The sequence below is a fragment of the Streptomyces sp. SID14478 genome (assembly GCF_010548525.1).
Classification (GTDB): Bacteria; Actinomycetota; Actinomycetes; order Streptomycetales; family Streptomycetaceae; genus Streptomyces.
This window is the reverse complement of sequence record NZ_JAAGMG010000472.1, coordinates 1-12,275: the sequence shown is the minus strand read 5'-3', so window position 1 is coordinate 12,275 and position 12,275 is coordinate 1. Positions and strand designations below refer to the sequence as shown.

The 12,275-nt window shown below is 70.1% G+C and carries 9 protein-coding genes; 2 read left to right on the top strand and 7 right to left on the bottom strand.

Annotation, left to right across the window (positions count from 1 at the left end; all coding sequences use genetic code 11):
• Nucleotides 1-7 precede the first annotated feature (7 nt).
• The 6 genes from ahcY to G3I40_RS15420 all read right to left on the bottom strand — a co-directional run bounded on the left by ahcY (nt 8) and on the right by G3I40_RS15420 (nt 9,261).
• Nucleotides 8-1,405: an adenosylhomocysteinase gene (gene ahcY, locus G3I40_RS15445; RefSeq protein ID WP_164302733.1), complete on the bottom strand. Its 1,398-nt coding sequence runs from the start codon at nt 1,403-1,405 to the stop codon at nt 8-10.
• The gene (metF, locus tag G3I40_RS15440; RefSeq protein ID WP_164302732.1) at nt 1,398-2,267 is read right to left on the bottom strand and encodes a methylenetetrahydrofolate reductase [NAD(P)H]; all 870 of its coding nucleotides are present in this window, start codon (nt 2,265-2,267) and stop codon (nt 1,398-1,400) included. Before metF ends, ahcY begins: the two co-directional genes overlap by 8 nt.
• Nucleotides 2,264-5,701 (bottom strand): methionine synthase, encoded by a 3,438-nt coding sequence (metH, locus tag G3I40_RS15435; RefSeq protein ID WP_164302731.1) that lies wholly within the window; start codon nt 5,699-5,701, stop codon nt 2,264-2,266. The genes metF and metH overlap by 4 nt, the downstream gene beginning before the upstream one ends.
• Before the next feature lie 11 nt (nt 5,702-5,712).
• Complete coding sequence (locus G3I40_RS15430) at nt 5,713-6,717, bottom strand: carbohydrate kinase family protein (RefSeq protein WP_164302730.1); 1,005 nt, start codon at nt 6,715-6,717, stop codon at nt 5,713-5,715.
• A 92-nt stretch (nt 6,718-6,809) separates the two neighbouring features.
• Entirely contained in the window at nt 6,810-8,033 is a 1,224-nt protein-coding gene (gene metK / locus G3I40_RS15425) for a methionine adenosyltransferase (RefSeq protein ID WP_164302729.1), read from the bottom strand.
• 163 nt (nt 8,034-8,196) lie between these two features.
• On the bottom strand, nt 8,197-9,261 hold the full coding sequence (locus tag G3I40_RS15420) for a glucose-1-phosphate thymidylyltransferase (protein WP_164302728.1): 1,065 nt from the start codon (nt 9,259-9,261) through the stop codon (nt 8,197-8,199).
• 133 nt (nt 9,262-9,394) lie between these two features.
• On the opposite strand from G3I40_RS15420, the gene G3I40_RS15415 reads away from it, so the two are divergent.
• Nucleotides 9,395-10,804, top strand: coding sequence for an NDP-hexose 2,3-dehydratase family protein (locus G3I40_RS15415; protein ID WP_164302727.1), 1,410 nt, complete (start codon nt 9,395-9,397; stop codon nt 10,802-10,804).
• Here the strand turns inward: G3I40_RS15415 and G3I40_RS15410 are convergent.
• Nucleotides 10,776-11,219, bottom strand: coding sequence for a type II 3-dehydroquinate dehydratase (locus G3I40_RS15410; protein ID WP_164302726.1), 444 nt, complete (start codon nt 11,217-11,219; stop codon nt 10,776-10,778). The two genes, G3I40_RS15415 and G3I40_RS15410, sit on opposite strands and share 29 nt — an antisense overlap.
• 479 nt (nt 11,220-11,698) lie before the next feature.
• Here G3I40_RS15410 and G3I40_RS15405 point away from each other — a divergent pair.
• Nucleotides 11,699-12,275: hypothetical protein (locus G3I40_RS15405; RefSeq protein WP_203644124.1), on the top strand; the 577-nt coding region annotated here is incomplete at its 3' end.

Sequence of the window (12,275 nt, the reverse complement as noted above, 5' to 3'; positions counted from 1 at the left end):
GCGGTGCTCAGTAGCGGTAGTGGTCCGGCTTGTACGGACCCTCGACCTCGACACCGATGTACGACGCCTGCTCCGGGCGCAGCGTCGTGAGCTGGACCCCGAGTGCGTCCAGGTGCAGCCGGGCGACCTTCTCGTCGAGGTGCTTGGGCAGCACGTACACATCCGTCGGGTACTCGGACTGCTTCGTGAACAGCTCGATCTGCGCGAGAGTCTGGTCCGCGAAGCTGTTGGACATCACGAACGACGGGTGACCCGTGGCGTTGCCCAGGTTCAGCAGACGGCCCTCGGACAGCACGATGATGACCTTGCCGTCCGGGAACGTCCACGTGTGGACCTGCGGCTTCACCTCGTCCTTGACGATGCCCTCGATCTTCGCGAGGCCCGCCATGTCGATCTCGTTGTCGAAGTGACCGATGTTCCCGACGATCGCCTGGTGCTTCATCCGGGCCATGTCGGACGCCATGATGATGTCCTTGTTGCCCGTCGTCGTCACGAAGATGTCGACCTGGTCCACGACCTCGTCCAGCGTCGCGACCTGGTAGCCGTCCATCGCCGCCTGCAGCGCACAGATCGGGTCGATCTCCGTCACGATCACCCGGGCACCCTGACCGCGCAGCGACTCCGCACACCCCTTGCCGACATCGCCGTAACCGCACACCAACGCCGTCTTGCCACCGATCAGGACATCCGTGGCACGGTTGATGCCGTCGATCAGCGAGTGACGGCAGCCGTACTTGTTGTCGAACTTCGACTTCGTCACCGCGTCGTTCACGTTGATCGCGGGGAACAGCAGCGAACCCTCACGCTGCATCTCGTACAGACGGTGCACACCCGTCGTGGTCTCCTCCGTCACACCACGGATCTCGGCGGCGATGGCGGACCAGTCGAGGGTGCTGCGCTCCAACAGGGCGCGCACGACGGCCAGTTCCTCGTTGGAGGCCTCGGGGAGCTTGCCCGTCTTGTGGTGGTCGACACCCAGGTGGACGAGCATGGTGGCGTCACCGCCGTCGTCCAGGATCATGTTCGGGCCGCTGTGCCCCGGCCAGGTCAGCGCCTGCTCCGTGCACCACCAGTACTCCTCCAGCGTCTCGCCCTTCCAGGCGAAGACCGGGATCCCGGCGGCGGCGATCGCGGCCGCGGCATGGTCCTGGGTCGAGAAGATGTTGCAGGAGACCCAGCGGACCTCGGCGCCCAGGGCGACGAGGGTCTCGATGAGGACGGCCGTCTGGACCGTCATGTGCAGGGAGCCGGTGACGCGGGCGCCGGCCAGCGGCTGCGTCGCGGCGTACTCCTTGCGGATCGCCATCAGGCCGGGCATCTCGTGCTCGGCGAGCGTGATCTCCTTGCGGCCGAACTCTGCCAGGGAGAGGTCGGCGACCTTGAAGTCGGTGAACTCATCAGACATGGAGGCTCCTTGAGCTGTTCAGTACGTTGCGGTGGATGTCCAGGGCCGCGGTGGACTTGTTGAGCGTGATGTAGTGCAGGCCGGGCGCGCCCTCGGCGAGCAGCCGGTCCGCCATGGCGCAGGCGTGCTCGACCCCGATCCGGTACGCGTCGTCGGGCCGCTCGCGGGCGGCTTCGAGCCGGTGGGCCAGGTCCTCGGGGAAAGCGGCGTCGGAGAGTTCGGCGAAGCGGCGGATCTGGCGGGCGTCCGTGGCCGGCATGATCTCCGGGATGACCGGGGTGTCGCAGCCGGCCGCCGCGACCCGGTCGCGCAGCCGCAGGTAGTCCTCCACGTCGAAGAACATCTGCGTGATGGCGTAGTCGGCGCCCGCGCGGCACTTGGCCACGAAGTGCCGGATGTCGCTGTCCCAGTCCGGGGAGCGCGGGTGCCGCTCCGGGAAGGCCGCGACGCCGATGGTGAAGTTCCCCAACGACCGCACCAGTTCGACGAGTTGGTACGCGTGGCTGTAGCCGTCGGGGTGCGGGGTCCAGGTTCCCTTGGGATCGCCGGGCGGGTCACCGCGGAGCACGAGCACATCGCGCACGCCGGCGTCCGCGTACTGGCCGATGATGCGGCGCAGTTCGGCCACCGAGTGCCCGACGGCGGTCAGGTGCGCCACCGGGCGCAGCGTCGTCTCGGCCGCGATCCGCTTGGTGATCCCGATGGTGCGCTCGCGCGAGGAGCCGCCCGCGCCGTAGGTGACGGACACGAAGTCGGGGGCGAGCGGTTCGATGCGGCGGACGGCCTGCCACAGGGCCTGCTCGCCCTTGTCCGTCCTCGGCGGGAAGAACTCGAAGGAGAACGTCGTCGTGCGCGTTCTCATGCACGGCCTCCCGCGTTGAAGTAGCTCGCCTCGGGGTGGTGGACGACGATCGCGTCGGTGGACTGTTCGGGGTGGAGCTGGAACTCCTCGCTGAGCCGGACCCCGATCCGCTCGGGTTCGAGCAGGTCGGCGATCTTGGCCCGGTCCTCCAGGTCCGGGCAGGCCGGGTAGCCGAGCGAGTAGCGGCACCCCTGGTACTCGGTGCGGAACATGCCCTCCATCGCGGACGGGTCGCTGCCTGCGATGCCGAGTTCGCTGCGTACGCGGGCGTGCCAGTACTCGGCGAGGGCCTCGGCCAACTGGACGGACAGGCCGTGCAGTTCGAGGTAGTCGCGGTAGGAGTCGGCGGCGAACAGTTCGGCCGTGGCCTCACCGATCTTGGAGCCGACGGTGACGACCTGCAGGCCCACGACGTCGACCTCGCCGGACTCCTCCGGCCGGAAGAAGTCGGCCAGGCACAGGCGCCGCCCACGGCGCTGGCGCGGGAAGCTGAACCGGGTCCGCTCGTTGCCGGCGTCATCGAGGATGATCAGGTCGTCGCCCTTGGACACGCACGGGAAGTAGCCGTGGACCACGGCGGCTTCGAGCAGGTTCTCGGTCCGCAGCCGGTCGAGCCACATCCGCAGCCGCGGCCGGCCCTCGTTCTCGATGGTGTCGCCCTTGAGTCCCCACTGCCCCTTGAACAGGGCGCTCTCGTCGAGCCAGGACGCGTACTCCTTGAGCTGGATGCCCTTGATGACGCGGGTGCCCCGGAACGGAGGCTCGGGGATCGGGTTGTCGACGGCGACGTCCGAGCGGCCGACGTACTCCGGTTCTTCGAGGATCAACTCCCTTTTGGGTACGCGGCGTTGTTTGAGTTCGGGCAGACGCGCGCCGGGCACGCCGCGCTTGACCGCGATGAGGGCGTCCATCAGACGCAGCCCCTCGAACGCGTCCCGGGCGTAGCGGACTTCGCCCTCGTAGATCTCGTGCAGGTCCTGCTCGACATAGGCACGGGTCAGGGCGGCGCCGCCGAGGATGACCGGGAAGTCGGCGGCCAGCTTGCGCTGGTTGAGCTCCTGAAGGTTCTCCTTCATGATCACCGTCGACTTGACCAGGAGGCCGGACATGCCGATCACGTCGGCCTTGTGCTCCTCCGCCGCCTCCAGGATCGCCGAGACCGGCTGCTTGATCCCCAGATTGACCACGTGGTAGCCGTTGTTCGACAAGATGATGTCGACGAGGTTCTTGCCGATGTCATGGACGTCGCCGCGCACCGTGGCCAGCACGATCGTGCCCTTGCCCTCGGTGTCCGACTTCTCCATGTGCGGCTCCAGATAGGCCACCGCGTTCTTCATCACCTCGGCCGACTGCAGCACGAACGGCAACTGCATCTGCCCCGAGCCGAACAGCTCACCGACGACCTTCATGCCCTCCAGCAGCGTGTCATTGACGATCTCCAGCGCGGGACGGGCCGTCAGCGCCTCATCCAGATCGGCCTCCAGACCGTTCTTCTCGCCGTCGATGATCCGCGCCTTCAGCCGCTCCTCCAGCGGCAGCGCCGCCAACTCCTCGGCCTTGCCCGCCTTCAGCGACTTCGCCGTCGCACCCTCGAACAGCGCCATCAGCTTCTGCAGCGGGTCATACCCCTCGGCCCGCCGGTCATAGATCAGGTCCAGAGCCGTCTGCACCTGCTCCTCGTCGAACCGCGCGATCGGCAGGATCTTCGACGCATGCACGATCGCCGAATCCAGCCCGGCCTTCACACACTCGTCCAGGAACACCGAGTTCAGCACGATACGCGCGGCCGGGTTCAGACCGAAGGAGATGTTCGACAGCCCCAGCGTCGTCTGCACCTGCGGATGCCGGCGCTTCAGCTCACGGATCGCCCCGATCGTCGCGATACCGTCACCACGCGACTCCTCCTGACCCGTGCAGATCGTGAACGTCAGGGTGTCGATGAGAATGTCCGACTCGTGGATGCCCCAGTTGCCGGTGAGGTCCTCGATCAGCCGCTCCGCGATCGCGACCTTGTGCTCGACCGTGCGGGCCTGACCCTCCTCGTCGATGGTCAACGCGATCAGCGCGGCCCCGTGCTCCCGGGCAAGCTGGGTGACCTTCGCGAACCGGGACTCCGGCCCGTCACCGTCCTCGTAGTTCACCGAGTTGATGACCGCACGCCCGCCCAGCTTCTCCAACCCGGCCCGGATCACCGGGACTTCCGTCGAGTCCAGCACGATCGGCAGCGTCGACGCGGTCGCGAACCGGCCCGCCAGCTCCTCCATGTCCGCGACACCGTCACGGCCCACGTAGTCCACGCACAGGTCCAGCATGTGCGCGCCCTCACGGATCTGCTCCCGGGCCATCTCCACACAGTCGTCCCAGCGGGCCTCCAGCATCGCCTCACGGAACTTCTTCGACCCGTTCGCGTTCGTCCGCTCACCGATCGCCATGTACGCCGTGTCCTGACGGAACGGCACCGTCTGATACAGCGAAGCAGCACCCGGCTCGGGACGCGGAGAACGCTCGGCCGGGACCATGCCGCGCACCCGCTCCACGACCTGGCGCAGGTGCTCGGGCGTCGTGCCGCAGCAGCCGCCGACCAGCGACAGCCCGTACTCGCGCACGAACGTCTCCTGCGCATCCGCCAGCTCCTCAGCCGACAGCGGATAGTGCGCACCGTCCTTCGTCAGCACCGGCAGACCCGCGTTCGGCATCGCCGAGACCGGGATCCGCGAATGCCGCGACAGATAGCGCAGATGCTCGCTCATCTCCGCCGGGCCCGTCGCACAGTTCAGACCGATCATGTCGATGCCCAACGGCTCCAGCGCGGTCAGCGCCGCACCGATCTCCGAACCGAGCAGCATCGTGCCCGTCGTCTCGACGGTGACCGAGCAGATCAGCGGCAGGTTCGTACCCGTCGCGTCCAGCGCACGCCGGGCCCCGATGACCGACGCCTTCGTCTGCAGCAGGTCCTGCGTCGTCTCCACCAGCAGCGCGTCCGCACCACCGGCGATCAAGCCCTCCGCGTTGCGCTGATAGGCATCACGCAAAGTCGTGTACGGCGCGTGACCCAGGGTCGGCAGCTTGGTGCCGGGACCCATCGAGCCGAGCACCCAGCGCTGCTGCCCCGTGGACGCGGTGAACTCATCGGCGACCTCACGGGCCACCCGAGCACCGGACTCCGACAGCTCGAAGACGCGCTCGGCGATGTCGTACTCACCCAGCGCCGCATGATTCGCACCGAACGTGTTCGTCTCCACACAGTCGACCCCCACCGCGTAGTACGCCTCGTGGACGGAGCGCACGATGTCGGGACGGGTGACGTTGAGGATCTCGTTGCAGCCTTCCAGCTGCTGGAAGTCGTCCATGCTCGGGTCCTGCGCCTGCAGCATCGTGCCCATCGCCCCGTCGGCCACTACGACACGGGTGGCGAGGGCCTCCCTGAGGGTCATGGGAGACGTGGTCACGAGCCGTCGCCGCCCTCGCGGGTGCCGGCCGGCAGCCGGGTCGCGATCTCCGCGGCGGCCTCGGTGCCGTACGCGGCCGTGAGGTTGGCGAGGAGCCGCTCGGGCGTGGCGTCGTACGACTGCGAGCCGACGGTGCGGATCACCTCGGCGGCGAGTGCGCAGCCGAGCCGGGTCGCGGCCGTCAGGGCCAGGCCGCGGGCGGTGGCGGCGAGGAACCCGGCCCGGAACGCGTCGCCGACGCCGGTCGGGTCGGTGACCGGTACGTCGGGCACGGCGGGTACGCGCACGGAGGTGCCGTCACCGCGTGCGGCGTGCGCCCCCTCGCCGCCGAGCGTGGTGATCCAGGTGCCGACCCGGTCCAGCACCTCGTCGCGGGTCCAGCCGGTGCGTTCGAGCAGGAGGGCGGCCTCGTACTCGTTGGTGAAGAGCCAGCGGGCGCCGTCCACGAGAGCACGGACCTGCGGGCCGTCGAGGCGGGCGAGCTGCTGCGAGGGGTCCGCGGCGAACGGGATGCCGAGCTCCCGGCACTGCCGGGTGTGGCGGAGCATCGCCTCGGGGTCGTTGGGCGCGACGAGGACCAGGTCGGGACGGGTTCCGTCGCCGACGAGGGCGGCCAGGTCGATGTCGCGTGCCTCGGTCATGGCGCCGGCGTAGAACGAGGCGATCTGGTTGGCGTCCTGGTCGGTGGTGCACATGAACCGGGCGGTCTGGCGCTCGCCGGAGACCAGGACGCCGCCGGTGTCGACGCCGTGTTCCTTGAGCCACACCTCGTACGGCCCGAAGTCGGTGCCGACCGCGCCGATCAGGAGCGGTCCGAGGCCGAGGCCGCCGAGGCCGAAGGCGATGTTGGCGGCGACCCCGCCGCGCCGTACTTCGAGGTCGTCGACGAGGAACGACAGGGAGACATGGTCCAGTTGGCCGGGGATCAGCTGGTCCGTGAACCTGCCGGGGAACACCGTCAGATGGTCCGTGGCGATCGAGCCGGACACCGCGATACGCACGTGAGCACTCCCGTTGGGTGCGTGGGCCGGGGCAGAGGCCCTTGGGTCGGCCGGGCGCTCTGTGGGCCGGCCGTCGGTCGGTGGAGGGCGGGTCAGAGCCCGGCGGCGGCCTTCAGCTGCCCGGCGCGGTCGGTCTTCTCCCAGGTGAAGTCGGCCAGTTCGCGGCCGAAGTGGCCGTAGGCGGCCGTCTGGGAGTAGATCGGGCGGAGCAGGTCGAGGTCGCGGATGATGGCGGCCGGACGCAGGTCGAAGACCTCGGAGATGGCCCGCTCGATGGCGGCCTGCGGGACGGTCCCGGTGCCGAAGGTCTCCACGAACAGGCCGACCGGCTCGGCCTTGCCAATCGCGTACGCGACCTGGACCTCGCAGCGCGCCGCCAGGCCCGCGGCGACGACGTTCTTGGCGACCCAGCGCATCGCGTACGCGGCCGAACGGTCCACCTTCGACGGGTCCTTGCCGGAGAAGGCGCCGCCGCCGTGGCGGGCGTAGCCGCCGTACGTGTCGATGATGATCTTGCGGCCGGTCAGGCCGGCGTCGCCCATCGGGCCGCCGATCTCGAAGCGACCGGTCGGGTTGACCAGGAGGCGGTAGTCCTCGGTCTCCAGCTTGATGCCGTCCTGCGCGAGGGCCGCGAGGACGTGCTCCACGACGTGCTCCCGGATGTCGGGCGTGAGCAGGGAGTCCAGGTCGATGTCGCTCGCGTGCTGCGAGGAGACGACGACGGTGTCGAGCCGGATCGGGCGGCTGCCCTCGTACTCGATGGTGACCTGCGTCTTGCCGTCGGGGCGCAGGTAGGGGACCGTGCCGTCCTTGCGGACCTCGGTCAGGCGGCGCGAGAGGCGGTGGGCCAGCTCGATCGGCAGCGGCATCAGGTTCGGGGTCTCGTTGCTGGCGTAGCCGAACATCAGGCCCTGGTCGCCCGCGCCCTGCTTGTCGAGCTCGTCCCCGTCGTCCGTGGCGGAGGCGCCCTCGACGCGCTTCTCGTACGCAGTGTCGACGCCCTGCGCGATGTCCGGGGACTGCGCGCCGATGGAGACCGAGACGCCGCAGGAGGCGCCGTCGAAGCCCTTGTTCGAGGAGTCGTAGCCGATCTCGAGGATCTTGTCGCGCACGAGCTGCGCGATCGGCGCGTACGCCTTGGTCGTGACCTCGCCGGCGACGTGCACCTGACCGGTGGTGATGAGGGTCTCGACGGCCACGCGCGACGTCGGGTCCTCGCTCAGCAGCGCGTCGAGGATGGTGTCGCTGATCTGGTCGGCGATCTTGTCGGGGTGGCCCTCGGTCACGGACTCCGAGGTGAACAGGCGACGGGACATGGCTCTCCAGGTTCCTTGTAGGGTTCTCCCCCACTGTCACCGGAGCGGCTTGCCTTCCACTCGTGCCGCGTCGGAGTTCCCGTCGGGCCGTGGACGGGAACCGGTGGAATCCACCCCCGGCGGACCACGAGGCGCGGTCGTGTACGGCTCGCCCCGCACGAGGTCAGGCCGCCACCTCCGCGTTGGCGTGGTCGCCGACGAGCAGTTGGTGCCCGGCGTCGGCGGAGCGGCCGATCCGCGCCCAGCGGCCGATGATCGAGTGGTAGAGGGCGGGGACGCCGTCGACGGCGGCGCCCTCCAGGAGGATCGAGTCGGCGACGGAGGAGTGCCGCAGCACGCAGTCGGGGCCGACGGCGACGTACGGTCCCACGGTGCAGTCGGTCACGGTGCTGCCGGCGGCGACCACCAGCGGCCCCACCAGCCGGCTGCCGCGCACCCGGGCTCCGGGTTCGACCACGACCGGGCCGCTGAGGGTGGTGGCGGCGTCGACGTCCCCGAGCACGGTGGGCCCGGGCAGCCGGCCGAGCAGTTCCCGGTTGCAGTCCAGCAGGTCCTCCGCCTTCCCGGTGTCCTTCCAGTAGCCGTCGTAGCGCTCGGCGCGCACCGGCGCGCCGTCGTCGGCGAGGCGCTGGATGGCGTCGGTGATCTCCAACTCGCCGCGGGCGCTGGGCCGCAGGCCTGCGACCGCCCGGTGGATGCGGGAGGTGAAGAAGTAGACGCCGAGCACGGCGAGGTCGCTGGCGGGTTCGGCCGGCTTCTCGACGAGGCGGTGCACCCGGCCGTCGGCGCCGAGCTCGGCCACCCCGTAGGCGCGCGGATCCGCCACCGGCTGCACGAGGAGCAGTGCGTCGGTGCGTTCGGCGGCGAAGGCGTGTGCCGCCTTCGTGATGCCGTCCGCGAGCACGTTGTCGGCCAAGTACATGACGAAGTCGTCGTCACCGAGGAAGTCGGCCGCGAGCTGGACGCAGTGGGCGAGGCCCCGCGGGTGGTCCTGGTGCAGATACGTGAGGTCGAGGCCGAACGCGGAACCGTCACCGACCACGTGGGCGATCTCCGCGGCGTGGGTGCCGACGATGACGGCCGCCTCGGTGACGCCCGCGTCGCGAATGTTCTCCAGACAGTGCGCGAGCACGGGTTTGTTGGCTACGGGCAGCAGTTGCTTGGCGGTCGAGTGGGTGAAGGGGCGTAGTCGGGACCCCGTCCCCCCTGACAATATGAGCGCCTTCATATTCGGCAAGTGTGCTGGCGGTGCCTCAAGGAGGGCTTGACGCAGCCCGGAGCGCGGGCGCCCGGGCCGCGGCCCGAGGAGTCCTGAGGCGGTCGTCGACCGGGCCTCGAGCGGTCCGCCGGAGCATGCCCGCATGGCCTCATCGAAGACCCCATCGCCCCTCACCGACGTGGGGGACGCCTCCTTCGACCGGTGGCTGGACGAGCAGCGCCGCGGTTCTCCCTACGCCGTGCGGCGCGCGCCGCTCGACGCCCTGCCGGGCTGGCACTTCTGCCCGGACACCGGTGATCTCGTGCACTCCTCCGGCCGGTTCTTCACCGTCTCCGGGCTGCGCGCCACGACCGACTTCGGCGGCGAGGGGCAGCGGCCGCACAGCTGGACGCAGCCGGTCATCGTGCAGCGCGAGGTCGGGCTGCTCGGCATGCTCCTCAAGGAGTTCGACGGCGAGGTGCACTGCCTGCTGCAGGCCAAGATGGAGCCGGGCAACCTGAACGGGCTGCAGTTGTCGCCGACCGTGCAGGCGACCCGCAGCAATTTCATGGGAGTCCACCGCGGCCGTCGCGTGCCGTACACGGAGTTCTTCACCGGGGACCGGCGCGGCGGGCGGGTGCTCGCCGACTCGCTCCAGTCCGAGCAGGGCTGGTGGTTCCTGCACAAGCGCAACCGCAACGTGGTGGTCATGACGGACGACGACGTGCCCGCGCTGGAGGGGTTCCGCTGGCTTTCGCTGCGTCAGGTCGGCGCGCTGCTGCGCCGCGACCACCTGGTGAACATGGACAGCCGCACCGTCCTGTCGACGCTGCCGCGGCACCTGCTCGAAGGGCCCGGCCGACTCTCGCTCCCGGCGGGCGAGGACGAGGCCCTGCACTCGTTCAGCGAGGTGCTCTCGGCCCTGGCCGACACCCAGTTCCGTTACGAACTGGCCCAGGAGCAGCTGCCGTTGCGCCAGGTCCTGGAGAGTGCCGGCAGCGCGTGGCGGCGGACCCGGGACGGCATCGGGCGCAGCGACGGCCGGCATTTCACGGTGCTCGGCGTGAGCGTGCAGGCGCGGGCCCGCGAGGTGGCCAGCTGGTCCCAGCCGCTGCTCGCCCCGGTGGCGGGGCTCGCCGGACTGCTCGTGCGGCGCGTCGCGGGGGTGCCGCACGTACTGCTGCGGGCCCGGGTGGAGGCGGGCAGCCTGAACGTGGCCGAGTTCGGGCCCACCGTGCAGTGCTCGACGCGGCATCTGCACGGCCGGGGCGGGCGCCGCCCCGAGTTCCTGGACGCGCTGGTGGCACCGCGCGCCGGCCGGGTGCTGTTCGACACCGAGCAGTCCGAGGAGGGCGGGCGCTTCCACCGCGCGGTGACCCGCAACCTCATCGTGGAGCTGGACGAGGCGGACCCGGTGAACGAGGCGGTCCTGCGCGAGGTGCCGCCGGACTTCTGCTGGGTGTCGGTGCCGCAGGCGCAGGCGCTGCTGCGGCACGGCAACTACCTGAATGTGCAGGCCCGTTGTCTGATGACGGCGCTGACGCTCACGCGTCCGGCGCGGCCAGGTGCATGAGGGCTCGGGCGCCCAGCCGGTAGCCGTAGGAGCCCAGGCCGACGACGACACCGCTCGCCAGGGGGGCGATCACCGACTCGTGCCGGAACTGCTCGCGGGCCCACACGTTGCTGAGGTGCACCTCGATCCACGGCGGCGCATAACTGGCGAGCGCATCGCGCAGGCTCCACCCCGCGATCATCAGCGCACCGGGATTGACGAGGGCGCCGACGGTCATGTCGCTGTGCCGGTGAAGGGCGCTGACGAGTTCGCCTTCCGAATCGTGCTGGACGGACAGCACGTCCCATCCACGGACTTTCACTTCCTCGGCGACGGCCGCCTCGATATCGGCCAGCGTGTCGGTGCCGTATATCTCCGGCTCACGCCGTCCCAGAATTCCCAGATTGGGACCGTTCAAGAGAAGTACGGCGCTCACATGGGCCCCCTCGCTAGGCACCTGGGTCCGCGACGTCCCGGCCGCGGACTGCGGACCGGGCCCATGCTGTCGCCGCCGAGCGCGGTGCGCCACTCTCAGAGCTGATAGTTCACGCACCGTCCGGACCTGCACCGTTGCCCGCGCCGCAGCGCGTCGCTCAAGGGCCGCTCGGGTGCCGGTCGAGGCCGCCCACACGCCGCGTCGTCCCGCGACACCCCCGCCCTACCCTGGTCCGCGCCGACCCTCACTCGGACAGCACGGACCCCATGACAGGAGATGTGATGCTCGATTCTCCGTTCCGCCTGCGGCTGCCCCCGGTTTTCTCCGTCATACGCGTCTGCCGGAACAGCGCCTGCGAAATTGCCCGACTGTCCGAGTCATCTTTTTCCGCCTGGGCCGGCGGAGCTCTCGAAGAGGGAATTCGACTGGCGGCGGCCGCCGCACATACAGAACCCGAATGCACCGGAAATTGCAAGGCTTTGGCAAAGATCCGGCACGCCCAATTGTTGGTCGGGGTCCGTGATCTGTGCGCCGCGGAGCGGGTGCTCGCCGAGGTGGACGAGCTGACAGCGGCGCGGCCCGAGGAGGACGGCGGTCTCGGGGCGGCGTCGCTGCTGTGTGCGGCGGACCTCGCGTTCGCCAAGGGGGACGTCGCCGCCGCCGTCGCCCTCGCGGGCCGCGGCGCCGACCGGGCGCAGCGCTCCGGCCTGCACCGCATCCTGCCCGACGCGCACACCGTGATGGCGCTGAGCGCCCTGCGGCAGGGCAGCGTCAGCGTGAGCACGGAGTTCGCCAATCAGCTGCGGGACTGCGCCCTGCTCGGGCAGACGGTCCACCGGCCGAGCCAGTGCGCCTGGGCCGCGGCCCAGCTCGTGGAGGTGCAGGCCGGCGCGGCGAGCGCGGCCCAGCTCGTCGTGGGCATCGTCACCGACGACCGACTGCTCCTGGAGCTGTTGGCCTCGCAGCCGGCCGCTGCCGCCTGGCTCGTGCGGGCCACCCGGCAGTTGGGCGACGAAGCGCTCGCCCGGCGCGTGGTCGCGGAGGCCGCCGCGCTCG

Excerpts from the sequence above, each read along its gene's own strand:
- ahcY (WP_164302733.1), bottom strand. The coding sequence starts at position 1,405 with ATGTCTGATGAGTTCACCGACTTCAAGGTCGCCGACCTCTCCCTGGCA.
- metF (WP_164302732.1), bottom strand. The coding sequence starts at position 2,267 with ATGAGAACGCGCACGACGACGTTCTCCTTCGAGTTCTTCCCGCCGAGG.
- metH (WP_164302731.1), bottom strand. The coding sequence starts at position 5,701 with ATGACCCTCAGGGAGGCCCTCGCCACCCGTGTCGTAGTGGCCGACGGG.
- metK (WP_164302729.1), bottom strand. The coding sequence starts at position 8,033 with ATGTCCCGTCGCCTGTTCACCTCGGAGTCCGTGACCGAGGGCCACCCC.
- G3I40_RS15420 (WP_164302728.1), bottom strand. The coding sequence starts at position 9,261 with ATGAAGGCGCTCATATTGTCAGGGGGGACGGGGTCCCGACTACGCCCC.
- G3I40_RS15415 (WP_164302727.1), top strand. The coding sequence starts at position 9,395 with ATGGCCTCATCGAAGACCCCATCGCCCCTCACCGACGTGGGGGACGCC.